Source organism: Paenibacillus sp. FA6 (genome assembly GCF_051550225.1).
Classification (GTDB): domain Bacteria; phylum Bacillota; class Bacilli; order Paenibacillales; family Paenibacillaceae; genus Paenibacillus_AQ.
The window spans coordinates 2,634,677-2,650,130 of the sequence record NZ_CP188820.1 but is presented as its reverse complement, the minus strand read 5'-3'; the positions used below and the strand labels follow the sequence as shown (position 1 = coordinate 2,650,130).

Below are 15,454 nucleotides of genomic sequence, written 5' to 3'. Positions count from 1 at the left end.
CATGATAAATTAATTATGAAGTTGTTTTAAACATTAAAACAGAGGTGCTATTATGATTGGTTTAAGTGAAATATGTAAGATTTATAAGACTAGCTTTTCAGAATTAGCTAGAGAGTTAGGAACTACACCACAGAATATCAACGCATGGTTAAAATATGATAGTGAATCAAGAAGCGGAAGGAAAATCCCTGATAAATGGCTTAAAGAATTATCAATAACATTCGATCTTCCAGAACATCTTTTTATGAAAGAATTAACACCAGAAGAGATGATGAAGATTGAACTTCAGAATACAGCTAATATCAAGTATAGCGGTTCTCCAGAAGACTATGAGGAACTTCAAGTTCTTACAGAAGAAACAGAAGAGAATATGGGCTTATTACTTAATGGACTAGATGATTTAAACTATGAGGAATATGAGGATTTCGAATACGAATCGAAAGAGGACATGATAAACGATATAAGAACTATGGTTCGTTATCATACGTATACAAAGAACAACTTAGATTTTGTTCAGACAAGTAAACAGGTAGGCTATAACAACAAGTTTTATTTTAATTATTTTATATTTAATGTCGTGCTTGATCTCATCAGGCGAATGCAGGAAGATGAGACATTTGAGTTAACTTCATTTAAGGTGACCAGAATTGAACAGGCGATTAAACGTATTCTTGATTCCGATGACCCTGATGAATCCGCTGATTAATATCAGTGTTCATATATAATATCAAAAAAAACTTGGGAGGAATAAACAATGACAACAGCAACAATCGAACAAATCAACCTAGCCAATCGCATGGCTATCCAATTAGAAATGGTTCCAACGGTAAGAATGTTCGAAATGACCAATGATAATGGTAGAGAGTGGCTAAAACAACAGGAGAACTGTCTAGAATTGGCTCAGACGAACAAATCCGACTTTATAGAACTCTTATTCGAATTTGAGCAAGAGGGGCTGAGAAACGATTATGAACCGAATGATCCTTGGTTGGCTAGATTTGTGGCTACAGATGCTTGGACTCCAGAGGTGAATGAGCGTTATTGGAAGATTTTTGATGGAAATCTCGAAGGATTGCAAAACACAGCTCATCGTGTAATGGACGAGTTCAATATCTTACAGTAAAAAAAGGAGGAATACTATGTATACCTGCACTAAATGCGGTAGCGTGTATTTGAGAGAGTCTGACGCAATCAGATGTGCAGATCAGGCAATCGAGATACCGATCATACCAGTAGGGACTATATTGACTGATCATTCTTATGGAGTAAAAACAGAGATCAGGTGTTGTGCTATTGCTACAAAAGGACATGATCTACATTATAGTTTTGAGTGGCAGCAAGAAGGAGAGTGGGAACACGCTTACTATATTCATAGTAATGAGGGATTGGAGAAGTTTTCGAGTGTGCATATTGACACATAGTTGGGTCGGTGAAATTGAGAAGACAAAGCTTGCGAATCTTGTAACATCTCACAATTATTTTTATCACTATATACAAAACATTAAGAGGCCTTGATTTTTCAAGACTCAAATTGGTAAGCTATATTGTGTAGTGGAAGAGAACTACAATTTCGTATCTATTAGTTTTATAATTAATTTCGAGAGGAGTGATGTCTATTGAATGTTTAATTTTGTTGAATTACCTTAAGAGGGTAGTCTCATAGTAAAGTATCTGTATTTATACAGCAATAATATCATGTCGGACTCACAGTTGCAAGTAAACGAAAGAGGTATTTTAATATTCTTTAGGCTTATAACGAAACCTAGTCAATACCATAAATAAGCTTCCACGTCATAAGGTGAGGCGTGTTTATATAGATACTTTTTGAAATATTGGGAGACGAATAAATGAATAGTGAAAATGATATCATCAAGAAAGAGGGTCGTGGACGACCAAGAATTATTCCGCTTACTGAAATTGAAAGTTGGAAAGAAGAGCATGGAGAAAGATTTAATGATCCGAGGGCAATTAAATTTGTTCAGAGTTTGCTTCAAAGAAGGTTAATAGAGAATAGTGAAATTGTAGCAGCGCATTTACTTCATGACTCGACCATTAGCAGGATTAACGCATGTAAATATAATACGGGGGTTTATTATAAGATATCTTGTGACTGGGACAGTTCACAATTAATGACTTTGGATATTATCCTGAAAAAAGAAGATATGTGGAAAGCATGGGTTCAGCAATCATATTATTATGAAGAGTCTGGCGAACAGGCAGACCGTCCAAGCATAGATAGGATTGATGAGTTGAAGGATTACACATTGGATAATATTCAGATGCTCTCTATAAAAAATAACGTTTGCAAGGCAATAGTTAAAGTATTGTATGCCTTGAAAATTGGAGACAAGTACAATAACCAGTCAGTTGAGAAATTTGATTCTACAGCGGCAATGCGGGATCGCTTTGGGAGAATTCAAGTTGATACTGGCGAGATAGTTGAAAATGAAGGTCAAGAGTTTCTAATTCAGTCTGAGGATGCTTTACATGGTAAAAAAAGTTTGGATATGGAAGATAAAGATATAGAATTTGGGGATGCTGTAATCTTTATGGAAGTAAGCAATGGTATCGTTCCTGTGAGATTTATGGACAGGTTACCAGATGGTAGTGAAATACCTTTTCAAGTTAGTATCAGTAATCAAATTAAGCTCAATGAAATAATGGCTCTACCAAAAAGCAAGAGAGTTAAACCAAAAGAGATAGACGTTGGATAATAAAAAAAGCACTAATCAATACATATTGGAGACGGGAGATCCGTTCTCCCGCTTCCATACTAAAAAGGAGATTACATAAAATGAGTTTATGCATATCAGCAAGTAAGGAAAAAGAACATTATATAGCAGTAGATACTGCTATATCCTTTAAATACAAGGGTATCTCATATCGAAATAAGCACCAAACTACGGATAAAAAATTAATCATTATCGATAATGAAGCATACTTCTTTGCAGGAGATGTGGATTTAGTAATGGATCTGCAAGGCATATTTAAACAGCAAGATAATAGGAGTTTTGAAAAACTCACAGAACTAGGTAAAAACTTGTTTGAAAATCATGCAGATGACGGAGATGAGCTTGCATTTAGTAAATATGGCTTCACTGAGAATGGATTAGCCTATGCACAGTGTACAAGTAATTGGCTTAAATTTATTCCAACTGATCGACATTATGGTCATAAAAATAACTCATTCATGGCGTATGGCTCGAATATGGGAGCAGCAAGTAAACTGATTGATTTGCGTACTGTTAATATCACACCTGACTTTTTTATTCCCATTTATGAAGGTGTGGCTGATGAAGGCGTAGGGCATTCAATTTTTGTGTATCACCTAACTCCTAATAAGTGCGGAAAAACTGAAGAAATACTACTCACAGAACCTGATACTATCCGTAAGTCTAACCCTAACCGAATCCTTCAACATTTTACATTTGTAGGTTCTGGTAATGATGCTTTCCCAGTCCAGATTTTTGGAGAGGGAGATGGAGCCAAGAGTTTTGATAGTAACAATCCAATTTCTCCTGAAATGGCTTCTAAGCCAATGAGCGGAAAGGGATTTGTGACTAAGCCAAAAGGTAGTTTTGATATGTTGTACTATAATTCCAATTACGGAAAAGAGCGCTCATTAAGACTCATGGATGATGAGGTTTTGATGAAGGCAGAGAATAGCAAGATACATATGGTCGCAACCAATTATGAGATTGAGGCTGATCAAGGTGGAGTGAAGATTACCTTATCTAATGGCACTAGCTTTGAGTTGACTCCAGATGGTGATGTAACTTTACATGCGAAGAAGGACGTCAAAGTTTCAGCTGATGGGAATGTTCAGATTAATGCCCAGAAGTATGATTTCGTTTAATATCGTTTACTAATATGAAAATATAAATGGAGCGGGAGATAAAGTTGAATTCCGTTCTCCCGCTTCCATACTTGGGAGGAACGCTATCATTGGATAAGGTTAATATTAAGGATTTTTTTGATAGAATAAGTAATGGACAGAAAGTTAACTTTGAATACATTCATGAACAAGGGATGTCAGGCGGGAACTATCCATATAAGAGTAAAATGAAGTATTACAGTAAAGAAGCTATTAAAGAGTTTGATAAATGGAATTCTAAGGGATATGGCATCTACTTTCTTCCAAACGGTGGAGGGTATAAGGACGAAGACATAACAGAATATCGATCTTGTTTCGCTGATTTAGACATTAAAGATGAGATTAAACATGAAATCAATGTAGCTGGGTTTAAAGGTGATCATATCGCATTGAAGGGACTTGTAACTAATAAATTCAATTCCTTGAATATCTCTGAGAGATTGCAGTATAAACAAATTTTTCTGAACAGAATTGATGAGTTAAAGCTAAAAGGAATCCCGCCAAGCGCTGTAATTGAAACTAAGAATGGCTACCATATTTACTATTTTATGAACAAGGAAACGCAGGAATATCAATTTGAAACACTACAAGGGCTACTTATATATTCCCTTAACGCTGATACTAGCGTCAAAAACCCCGCTAGATTATTGAGAGTTCCAGACACAGAACACTTGAAAGATCCAAACGAACCATTCACTATACTGATAAATGAATGGAACTCTGATATAAGGTACGATGCAGACAATATGATATCTATTTTAAGGGGTATTGTTGAGCAGCGGGAACAAGGTTCTCTATTATGTGTTAATCCTCAAAAGAAGTCGTTGTATAGGGTTACAACGATACCTAAGGGGAATGGTCTTCCTAGTAGAAGAGGTATAGATTATTCTTCATTTGATATTGGAAATATAGCGTTGATTAGTAGAGGATTCGAAGGTCTACATGAACTGAAAGAAAGACTAGGTTTAGATAGCCAATTAGAGGTACGCTACATAGATCGGAATGAGATTAGACAGCATTTGAAAAAACAGAATTTAATGGAGTTACTTGGGATTCCAGATAGATACTACTGTTTATTTCACAATAGCAGCAATCCAAGTAGTGGAAGCATCTATATACATGAAGGTAAATACTTTTATAAGTGTCATAGTTCATGTGGTGTCCATCATGATATTATCCAGATTATTGAGAGGGTAACAAGATTACCGATACATAAATCATTCGATTATTTAAAAGAGCTTTACAATATAGCTGAGATCAAGACTGAGTGGCAGCAAGACCAAGAAAAACTTATTGAGATTAATATTGATATCATCGAACAGTTTAGATATGACAAGGATTTGCGTCAGTGCTATCCATATCTTACGAAGTTTTTAGACACTAAAGGAACACTAAGATTACTAATTCAGATCCATGAAATAGCTAGGCGTAAGCTACCACAACTTGCAAAAATTACGGATATGAATAATGCGATAATATTTGCTCCCATGAACATGGTGGTTGACGAGATTTTAAATCAAAAAGATGGCACGCTTAATAATATTGATAATTCGAATACTAAAGCAGTTATTATGATTTTTATGTATCTTCTAAATTGTATTGGATTAGAACAACTACCAGACATACTTCAGCAGAAAGCTAAAGAGTTTCAAAGAAAGGGAAGTTTACAGAATGGCAAAGTGGTACATTATAAGAGTGTAGCTAGATACTACGAGATTGTAAGTTTAGATGCTGATCGGCTCATACTGGCTGAAGAGATGGCTCAGTTCTTTTATCAAAAGAAGTTGACTATATCGGGGTTCAACAGAGAGCAAGTATTTCGAGTTTGTGGAAGTGAAGAGGCTAATCGAGTATTTCCAGATCGAATGGATGAAGAAATATCTGAAATGAATGAGTCAATCGCACAAGAGCTACAAAAACTTGTCATGGAGCTGATTGAAGAAAAATCTTGGACAACTGACAGGGAAATAATGAATCAGCTTGTCATTCCAAACTTCGATATTAAGCAAGAATTTAGAAAGACATTCAAATACATAAAAGGTAAAGAATCAGAAGCTATAGATAGTCTACATATTAAAGATGATGATAGCAGCATGTTGAAGTGGTACGCTAATTATATCAAGAAAAAATTGGTGTTGAACATGCCAGCAATTATACTTCATTCTGAATTAGCTAAATCAAGAGTCAATAAAGATATTAGAATGAGATTGGATATTCCTGAATACATTAAAGGCTTTGTATACCATATAGATCAAATAGTCGAACTAGAAACTGTTCATATTGAGGATAGAGCTAATAAGATTAAAAGGTTGAAATTAGAAGATTCAAATTTATCCTACAGTAAAATTGCTACTATTGTTGAATGTACTAGACAGTATGTTTCTAAGATTCTTAAGGAGAGTAGTTAGAAGATTAAAATTTATAGTTTAAACTTGAACACTTATACATGATTATCTGTCAACTAAATCATCGTCACGCACCGGTATATATCATTAGACTAAAGTATGACAAAGATATGAGGCGGTTTCCCACAGTAGTTTAGTTGACAGTATTAGAGTGAGGCTAGAAAGTATATGGCAGGAGCGGGATATCAAATCTCGCTCTTTTTTTATGTGAGCAGAGGTAGTAATATATGGATTTTCATTGAGGGATTAATGATATAATGTATGTGTAATCGAATGATGACTCTAGGATTAATACAGATCTTATTAAGGAGCTAATTGAACACAAAAGGAAAAGTGTGTAGGAGGTATTGATGAATTATTTAAAATATGAAGATCAATTTAAAGAGGTATTGAACCAAGAAGAAATAAATCGCATTCAGAATCTTCAACTTAGAGAAATCAGAATGAAATATTGGAGATTGAGACATGAAGCATTTATTGATGAACGAAATATCGCTGATAGGGATGTAGGGAATGTGTGGGATATTTTGATACGTCAGGAACAAGAAGAATTACAACCCTTCAAAAACGATAACACTAATATTTGATAACAGATTGGTTTTATCTGGATGACGATCTCAAATGAGAGGATAAGTTAATATGTTTCAAAATATTGATTGGGCAGGAGTAATAATAAATTCGATAGTTAGTTTATTGTTGAGTTTCATCATGTTTTCATTTGGGATAAGGTCTGGAAAAGAACGCACAGAACGATTGAAGTTGAGAGACAAATATAGAGAAATGTATTCAACACTGAATAGGTTTCATTCGGGGATTACTGATAATAAACCATTGAATTGGCGACACTTTTCAGACTCTCGAAGCAATAACTTCAAACCGTTTTTTGCCGAAATGGTTAGACAGGGTGAGCATTTGGAATTATCTAAAAAAATATTTCCTAGTATTGTAGATCTAGAAAAGGAGTGTCTTCGCTATGGTCGGAATTACAAAGAATTTTCAGCATCTTCTGGAGACTTGGTGATTGGTGTTCTTGAGAAATGTGGAATTCCTATAAAAAAAGAAACATACTCAGTGAAAACAATGATTGATGAAGGTGATAATAAAGGAGGATCATATTTCGAAATCAACCCTGTGATACTTTTATCGGATGAAAAATGCGAGGAATACTTAAAAAGAGCATCATCAAATGATATTGGGATCAGTTTCAGATTTATCGACCAATCAACAGTTTGTTTCTCAATAGAAATTAGAAGTTGTGATATGAAACACATAGATTTGTCTCATATTTTTAAAGAATTAATTGAGACGCTCGAAAATAGTAAACCAGAGTCATTAAATCAAAAAGATCACTTATTGAAGGAGTTGGATAAAAAAATGAGGTCTATTGGAAAGCTAACACAAGAGCCGCACCCATTTTGGAATACATTCGCAAATACTTTTAAAGACTTGTTTAGGTAAAATACTACTTTCAAGATCAAGTTACAATTGGGAAAGCTATGACATCAAAAAAGAAACGAGTTGGTAGAAATCGATATTAATATCATTACTCAAGCAGCTACTTTAATAACAGAGCAAAATATAAGCAAGATTGAAAAAATTGAGAACTCTATTCGTAGTAAAAGATTTATTGGTGTTACATTGAAAGTGGCATTTTTTAACGTTTGAATGACGGAGGGAAACAGAAATGATACTTGATTTAAATCCTCAGAAAGTTAAAGCTATTTGTTCGATTATTGAATTAATTGAAGGGTTAAAAGTGAATCCAGATTTAAATATGAACGAATATCCAAATTACATTGAGCATTGTGATAAGCTTAAAATTATATTGTTGAGATTACTTGAAACTAAAGAAGAAATCACTATTACCATCGATAGTGGCGAATTGTATTTTAGAGAGCATGTCCTACCTAATGAGGATATATATGAATTTGCATGGAGCATTCCACTGCTAGAAAAAATGATAAAGAATAATGGACGTAGTGTAGTTAGAAAAAAATTCAAGATTGGTGAATTGGAACAATTCGTAGATTATAGTGGATTAGAAATGGATAGATTTAATCATGCTCTTCGAAATATAAATCCAATTTATGTTGTTGATTATGCTCCATCAAACTTATCATTAATGATTGATGGAAATCACAGGGTTGCCTCAAGATATAAAACATTTAATGATGAAGAAATGCTTATTCATGGGGTCTACATTCCAGCGGAAGTCCATATAAAATCAATGGCAAGCAATCATCAGAAAATAGTGTTTAGAGTCTTATCAAATGGGAATCGAATTTATACTTATTTGAAGATGCTCTCCGAAGGCATGAGGGCAAAGAAACCAAAACTGTTCAACATGGAGTCGTTTCTTTAATAGGTAAGTGTAACAATAGATGATTTATCATAATTAGATGAAACAAATATTTCAATGGTAGGGATGTGTCCTTAATGGAAAAAGAAATGGTCTATGACCAAGAATTTTCGATCATCACTAAAGATGGAGTTGAAGAGAGATTCAATTATTTTATATTCGAAGATACTCCAATCATATCATATAATAAATGGGAGAGTTCCTTTTATACAAATTTTGAAATGCAAGGCTGGACATCTAAAGACAGACCAGATTTTGCTGACAAGGGTTTAGTATTTATTGTTTCTAAAAATGATCCAATGTTAGATAGGTGTGCAATGTATCATGAATTGGGGCATGTAATAAATAATCATCAATTGGGATCGACAGGAAGGTTAGATAAAGTTACAGATGGTGTAGTAAGTCCATATGAATTAGAGGCTGACCAACATGTTCTTATGAATATGGGACGGAAGAAAACGCTAATCTGGCTTGAAAGTCTAATGGAGTATTATACAAGGGAGACTAAACTCAGAAAACAGGCTAAAGAAGATGGATATTTACAAGAAAAAGGTTTATTAGGTCTTAAAAAATTATATCTAGGTAGAGAAGAAGTGAAATTGAGAATTAAATACCTATGAAACATTCATTTTAAAATGAAAGGAGGTGAGTAAATATGAGTTTGAACCAATGGGTGATTGATAACTCAACTTTAGTTGGTTTTATTAATATTATGCTTACTGTTCTGCTTACTGCTCTTAACGTTTGGTTTGCTCGTAACTCGCAGAAATACAGTGCGCATTCACTTAAACAAAGTGAAAGAGTTAGAAAAGAGAACAATACTCCTAATATTACTGCTCATTTTGAATTTGAAAATGGATTGTATTATTTTCATGTGAATAATTTCGGAGTAAATGCTGCCAAAGATATTCTCATTGAATTTACCCCAATTAATGAAGTGAAAGAGTTGGCGCATTTAAATCGATCAGCTTTAATTAATAAAACAATCGGTTTTCTTGCTCCTGGACAAAATATTAATACTTATGCAGGATCATATCAAGAACTACTGAATTCAACTAAAGAATTACCAATTATTGAAACTAAAATTCAATACAATGATCTCGATAATAATTCTTATGAGAGAAATTATGTATTAGATATTAATATTTTTAAAGGCAACATTTATCGGAAAGAGAAAAGCCTTACTGATTTGACCAACCAAGTAAAAGAAGTAGACAAAACTTTGTCTCACATAGAAAGTCTCTTTCATATTTATATTGATGAATTTAAAAAATCGAATATAAATAAAAAACGATTTAGGGGTCGATGAGATATTGGAATAGGTTTAGTTTTACCTAATTATCCCGTAAAAGGTTGATTTGATTAAATTGAGAAAAGGGGGGATTACTACGGGACTCATAAAAATTGAAAATCCGATATGGTCTGGGCAGATCAAAGAAATATTATCTGAGAATGATGAGAGAATATTTGGTGGTTTTGAGTGTGATGATAATGCTAAACTGGATGATAACTGGTGGTTTATTGACACACCAGATAGTAATCAGCCTTGTGGATTAGTTTGGATAGTAAATTACGAGGACGAAAAGTTTTATGAAAATAAAGGTGAAATAGCTGAAATTTCGTTCTGTGTTAAAAAAGATTTTCGGGGAAGAGGTATATTAAAAACATGTATGTCTGAGATTGAGGAGATAGTAAGAACACAATACGACAAAGCTACATTAATACTAGCTGTTGTGAAGAAAACAAATCCTAATATTGCTATTGTAACTAATATCTTGATAGCTGCTGGATATAGCCTATCAGAGAACAGAGGAAATAATTTGCTTCAAAAAACAGTTAATAGGGTTGATGGTAATTAAATTTGAGCATATGAAAGATCCATTTTACAAACATAAAAGAGGAGGAATATTAATTGAAAAAAGATGCGCTGATTGACGTGTCACAAAAATATCGTTACTGGCTGTCAAGACATTGGGATAGTATATTGCCTAGTATGACTTATATAATGCTTAACCCAAGTACAGCAGATGCAAATAATGACGATCCCACAATAAGAAGATGTATATCATTTGCTCAAAATTTGGGATATGGATCTCTGGAAGTAGTAAACCTATTTGCATTTAGAGCAACAAATCCAAGAGATTTATTAACTTGTGAAGATCCAATTGGGACAGAAAACGATAAGTACATAATGCAATCATGTGATAAGGCAGATTTAATTGTGGCTGCTTGGGGTGTTAATGGGGTATTGAAGAAACGAAACACATCAGTAGAGAATCTTGTTGCAGGATCACATGATATCCATTGCCTTGGAAAGCCAACTGTTAAAGGGCATCCAAGACATCCATTGTTTATAAAAGGAAACACACAGCCGATGATTTATAGAGAATTAATTGAAGATATAGTTTAATCTAGGTGACTATCAAACGTATTTTATGAATAGGGAGCGATCATATGTCATCAACAAGGGACATAGTTAAAGAACAGTATGACATCTTACAAATCGAGCATGGCTTTACATGTGCATTGAAAGAAGAGCCGCTAGATGAACATTATATGATGGTGTTTGATTCAGAGGTTAATAGTATCGTTTTCGACCCCCAAAGAGTTGAAGAGAATTTTGATGAAGGAGTGAAATTTGGGGCATTTAGAGCTTATGAAATTGAAAAAATAATATTGTTTGCGCTGATTCATGAACTTGGTCATTATTATGATTATCAGGAAAATCCTAATGCATTTTGCATAGGAAGTAAATCTGAATATATTCAGATGGAGCTAAATGGAATGCAACAGGCTAAAAAGCTTGTACCGCCTCACATGGTAAGAGAATTTAATGAATTTAATCGAATTATCATAGAAAGTTACAAGAGAGATTTGCCAGAATAAATTAATACATTTATTAAGAAATGGAGTTTGCATTATAAAATAAAAAACCGCATTAATGCGTTAATCAGAACTTATTGATAAAATTATCTTTATATTTCAAGTGAAATTGACCTGTATTACGTTTCCAATAAATAATTCTACATATCTTAATAGCATGCTCTCTACCTAACTCAATTTCTAAAAAATAATTGTTATTGATAGGTCTAAGATATATGGAATGAATCCAAGCAGAATCTTCAATACTGCTATTGAATAGTTTCAATCCTATGGCTTCCATTAAATTCAAAGAGCTATAGGAAGTATCATGTTTTGGTAAGCCATGTATTTTTGTTAAAATGTCTCTATTTTTAGCAAAGGTATGAATCCATGGGTCATTAGTTTCATCCAGTAGATTTATGGGCTGATTTTCTTTGTCTACCGAAGTAGCATGTAATTCATATTTCTCCCTAGCTAAAGGTTGAATTATTGGTCTGCGTTCTGCTTTCTGATTAGATCTTTTAGAAAAATAATTATAAAGTGCCGTAAAAGGCAAATTGCTCTCTCCGTGGTGGTGCATTATTTTACTTATTATATCATGATACACCCTTTTTGTTTTTTTGATATTAAATTTTGGAGAGAAATGAAAAACATTTGAAAGCTTGCATTCATACTAATAGGAGCAATGAAATGAATCAATGGATAGTAGATAATCAAAGTCTATTAAATTTCTTTAATGTAGTTGTAATAATATTCCTTACTATTGCTAACAAGATATATGAGGTGTTATAGCACCAATAAAGTTAAAGCCCTGAGAGTAATTATCTCAAGGCTTTTTGGTGTATTGGATAATGATTATCTACCAAGGGAGTATATTCTCTCAAAAGGGAAAAGTACTTTGTACGACTAGATATGTCTAATTTCAAATAGATCATTAGGTGTAATGCTGAAATGAATATGAATTTTAACTATCAGGGTAGCGGGAAGACGTATGTTTTTATCACGAAGGCATTACGATATCATTTTTGGGAATGTACTATATAAAGAATAGGGTTCATCAAGATATATATATGGATAAGCTTAACTTAGTGCAAAGGTAAAATGGAATCAAACAACTACATATAGTCGGTTGTTTTGGTAGTCTTTGTTTGTACTAACTTGATGCAATGTGGCGTCATGACTATATCAACCCCAATCTCAATCGATTCAGACGACTTAATTCTGGAGGATATCTCAAAGTTGGCGATACTATCTATCAAAATAGACAATAATCAATATTGTATATGTCGGAAACTGTTACTCGTTGTATAATAATAGATAATATTATACATAAAGGGGAATACATATGAAAAAGAAGCTACAAGTTTTCATTTCATCTACATATACCGATATGATCGAGGAAAGACAAGCTGCTGTTTCAGCCGTACTTAATTCTGGACATATCCCAGCGGGAATGGAACTATTCAAGTCTGGGGATCAAAGCCAAAAGGAAACTATTAAACGTTGGATTGATGAATCAGATGTATATATGCTTATTCTTGGTGGAAGATATGGAAGTATAGATGCAGAGACAGGAAAGAGTTACACTCACTGGGAATATGACTATGCTGGAGAAATAGGAAAGCGTAGATTCGCTGTAGTTATTGATGAGAATTCACTTAGGGATAAGGCAATGAAGAATCCCGATTTTATGGAACGTGAAAATCATCCTAAGTATCAAGACTTTAAGAGAGATGTCTTATGCAATATTTCAAAGTTTTATGAGGATCTTAAGGATATAAAGTTAGTTGTTATGGAATCTCTCAAAGAGTATGAATCAGACGATAAATTAATTGGTTGGGTAAAAGCAGATCAAATTAGCAAGGTAGAAGATACATTGCTTGAAAATGTAAGGCTGTTGAAGGAAAATGCAAAGTTTAAGATGGAAAATGAGATGCATAAGAACCGACTAAATCAGAACAATCTTATTAACGGTTGGGATAATGATGATCTGAAAGATACATTAAGTATGACTAATATTAAATTGCCTGAGATTCTTTCAGTAACAGGAAAAGAAAGAGAAATGAGTCTTCTTGAATGTTTTGTTGCAATGGCTGATAATTTTTCAGTAGGAGTAACAAATAGTGTAGGAAATAAAAGCGAACGATCTAAATCACTATTCTTTAAAGTCGCTCCTAAGTTTCTACCATACGGACTTTTAGAAAAGGTAAAAGTAGCAGGTGTTCAATATGAGAGAATTCAGATGTCAAAAGAAGGTTCTAAATTTTTAGCTAATTATCATATTAGGAAGAATAAATTGATAACGGGAAAAGAATAATATACACAATGAAAAGTCTTATATTCCGCTGTCGCTGTTATTATACGATACGATTTTCTATAATATATTGGCTTTTAACAAGCTAACAAAAGCCTTATAATCCAACGTTATTTCACTTGGTAGTTCTATTATAAAATCAGCGTTGAAGCAGGAACGGTGAAATCATTGAACTTACACGATACACATCACGATATCACTTTTTTGAATATCCGCTTGTTTGTATATGACTGAAAGTCCTTTGTTTATCAATGTTTTTTTCATCATCTAGAAGCGGGAAATTATATAACGTTGATTTATAAGGCTTTTTACGATAACGATTGTAAATCCCAACTTATTAATAGCTGGGGCTTTTTTTGTTTACTTAAAACGTAATAGACTATATTCCCCCCTGCAATACTTATGAATATTAGAATAATATAAGCGTAAAATCTTAATGCAACATAATATTAATTATGTTGCAAAATTAGATGTGTAGTAGTATGATAAGAGTAGTTAATGCAACATAATTTATATCTAGACACATCAAATACAATGCAACATAATTATATGGGGGTGAGCGGAATGACAACTTTTGAATCATATTTGATCGAAGAAGAAAAGAGTATCAATACAATTAAGAGTTATACACTTAACGTTAGTGGTTTTATGAAGTGGTTTGATGAAAGTAAAGGTACAGGGTTTAAGAAACTACATAGAGAAAACATAAAGGATTACATAAGCTTCCTAAAGGTTATTAAGAAGCTAAGCCCATCCTCAATTAACGCCAAGATCAGTGCTCTTATTAAGTATAATGATTTCCTGATCAGCACTGGACTACAAACAGAGCAAGTTATAACTAAGAGAGATATGATTAAGGTACAACGTCAATATGCTTCACTGTCTACTGTAGAGCTTGCAGACGTAGAGAAGTTCAGACAGTTAGTACTAGAGAGTAAGTCCAAGCGCAACTATGCTATTGTTTCCCTGCTTGCCTACTGTGGTTTGCGTATTAGCGAAGCATTAAACGTGAAGATGGATAGTTTTAATATCACATCTCAGCAATTGGTTGTATCTGAGGGAAAAGGAAAGAAGACTAGAACGGTAATCATCAATGATAAGGTAAGGATATCATTGCAAGGTTGGATAAAGGAACGTAATGATACTGGTATTACAAGCGAATACCTATTCATAAGTAATAGAGGAAGCAAACTAGATAGAACGGTCATTAACAAGCTATTCAATAACTATTCAAAGGTGATAGGCAAAGAGATAACGCCACACGATCTAAGACACTTCTTCTGTTCAAACGCACTAGAGAATGAATTCTCAGTTCATGAGGTTGCACACATGGCTGGACACAGTAACATACAAACAACGCTACTATACACGAACCCAAATATGAAAAATATGATTGATAAAATGAACAAACTCTAAGCCCATAAATAGGGCTTTTTATTTTGGTATCAGCTTCACACTCAAGCTGAAGTATTGCGACACTTTTATATCCTTGATAACTATCGAGTACTAAGTATTTATCCATACAAACTACTAAAAAAGATAGTTCACTATTTTTAGTGCTATTAGACTGCTATGTAATATATTAATCTAATACTCAAGACCTATTTTGTCGATAATGTAACAGTATGGATAATATAGGA

17 protein-coding genes are annotated in these 15,454 nt (G+C 33.5%); 16 read left to right on the top strand and 1 reads right to left on the bottom strand.

What is annotated here, in order from left to right:
* Positions 1 to 52: 52 nt before the first annotated feature.
* The 14 genes from ACP8HI_RS12515 to ACP8HI_RS12450 all read left to right on the top strand — a co-directional run bounded on the left by ACP8HI_RS12515 (position 53) and on the right by ACP8HI_RS12450 (position 11,524).
* Positions 53 to 706 carry a hypothetical protein gene (locus ACP8HI_RS12515; RefSeq protein WP_438351392.1) on the top strand — a complete coding sequence of 218 codons (654 nt, stop codon included), beginning with the start codon at positions 53 to 55 and terminating at the stop codon, positions 704 to 706.
* 48 nt (positions 707 to 754) lie between these two features.
* A complete protein-coding gene (locus ACP8HI_RS12510; protein ID WP_438351391.1) occupies positions 755 to 1,123 on the top strand; it encodes a hypothetical protein in 369 nt (122 codons plus the stop codon).
* 16 nt (positions 1,124 to 1,139) lie between these two features.
* On the top strand, positions 1,140 to 1,421 hold the full coding sequence (locus ACP8HI_RS12505) for a hypothetical protein (RefSeq protein WP_438351390.1): 282 nt from the start codon (positions 1,140 to 1,142) through the stop codon (positions 1,419 to 1,421).
* Positions 1,422 to 1,847: 426 nt separating this feature from the next.
* On the top strand, positions 1,848 to 2,714 hold the full coding sequence (locus ACP8HI_RS12500; RefSeq protein ID WP_438351389.1) for a hypothetical protein: 867 nt from the start codon (positions 1,848 to 1,850) through the stop codon (positions 2,712 to 2,714).
* A gap of 80 nt (positions 2,715 to 2,794) precedes the next feature.
* Positions 2,795 to 3,856 (top strand): hypothetical protein, encoded by a 1,062-nt coding sequence (locus ACP8HI_RS12495; protein ID WP_438351388.1) that lies wholly within the window; start codon positions 2,795 to 2,797, stop codon positions 3,854 to 3,856.
* Between the two features lie 89 nt (positions 3,857 to 3,945).
* Positions 3,946 to 6,282, top strand: coding sequence for a hypothetical protein (locus ACP8HI_RS12490; RefSeq protein WP_438351387.1), 2,337 nt, complete (start codon positions 3,946 to 3,948; stop codon positions 6,280 to 6,282).
* A gap of 347 nt (positions 6,283 to 6,629) precedes the next feature.
* A complete protein-coding gene (locus ACP8HI_RS12485; RefSeq protein WP_438351386.1) occupies positions 6,630 to 6,866 on the top strand; it encodes a hypothetical protein in 237 nt (78 codons plus the stop codon).
* A 52-nt stretch (positions 6,867 to 6,918) separates the two neighbouring features.
* On the top strand, positions 6,919 to 7,737 hold the full coding sequence (locus tag ACP8HI_RS12480) for a hypothetical protein (RefSeq protein ID WP_438351385.1): 819 nt from the start codon (positions 6,919 to 6,921) through the stop codon (positions 7,735 to 7,737).
* Between the two features lie 226 nt (positions 7,738 to 7,963).
* Positions 7,964 to 8,641 (top strand): hypothetical protein, encoded by a 678-nt coding sequence (locus ACP8HI_RS12475; RefSeq protein WP_438351384.1) that lies wholly within the window; start codon positions 7,964 to 7,966, stop codon positions 8,639 to 8,641.
* Between the two features lie 74 nt (positions 8,642 to 8,715).
* Positions 8,716 to 9,258 (top strand): hypothetical protein, encoded by a 543-nt coding sequence (locus ACP8HI_RS12470; RefSeq protein WP_438351383.1) that lies wholly within the window; start codon positions 8,716 to 8,718, stop codon positions 9,256 to 9,258.
* A gap of 35 nt (positions 9,259 to 9,293) precedes the next feature.
* On the top strand, positions 9,294 to 9,947 hold the full coding sequence (locus ACP8HI_RS12465; protein WP_438351382.1) for a hypothetical protein: 654 nt from the start codon (positions 9,294 to 9,296) through the stop codon (positions 9,945 to 9,947).
* Positions 9,948 to 9,996: 49 nt separating this feature from the next.
* Positions 9,997 to 10,497, top strand: coding sequence for a GNAT family N-acetyltransferase (locus tag ACP8HI_RS12460; protein ID WP_438351381.1), 501 nt, complete (start codon positions 9,997 to 9,999; stop codon positions 10,495 to 10,497).
* Between the two features lie 53 nt (positions 10,498 to 10,550).
* Positions 10,551 to 11,048: a DUF1643 domain-containing protein gene (locus ACP8HI_RS12455; protein ID WP_438351380.1), complete on the top strand. Its 498-nt coding sequence runs from the start codon at positions 10,551 to 10,553 to the stop codon at positions 11,046 to 11,048.
* A gap of 44 nt (positions 11,049 to 11,092) precedes the next feature.
* Entirely contained in the window at positions 11,093 to 11,524 is a 432-nt protein-coding gene (locus ACP8HI_RS12450; protein WP_438351379.1) for a hypothetical protein, read from the top strand.
* Positions 11,525 to 11,588: 64 nt separating this feature from the next.
* Here ACP8HI_RS12450 and ACP8HI_RS12445 read toward each other — a convergent pair whose 3' ends face one another.
* The gene (locus ACP8HI_RS12445) at positions 11,589 to 12,056 is read right to left on the bottom strand and encodes a hypothetical protein (RefSeq protein WP_438351378.1); all 468 of its coding nucleotides are present in this window, start codon (positions 12,054 to 12,056) and stop codon (positions 11,589 to 11,591) included.
* Between the two features lie 789 nt (positions 12,057 to 12,845).
* Between ACP8HI_RS12445 and ACP8HI_RS12440 the strand changes: the two genes are divergently transcribed.
* Positions 12,846 to 13,817: a DUF4062 domain-containing protein gene (locus tag ACP8HI_RS12440; RefSeq protein WP_438351377.1), complete on the top strand. Its 972-nt coding sequence runs from the start codon at positions 12,846 to 12,848 to the stop codon at positions 13,815 to 13,817.
* A 561-nt stretch (positions 13,818 to 14,378) separates the two neighbouring features.
* Positions 14,379 to 15,230: a tyrosine-type recombinase/integrase gene (locus ACP8HI_RS12435; RefSeq protein WP_438351376.1), complete on the top strand. Its 852-nt coding sequence runs from the start codon at positions 14,379 to 14,381 to the stop codon at positions 15,228 to 15,230.
* The last annotated feature ends 224 nt before the right edge of the window (positions 15,231 to 15,454 follow it).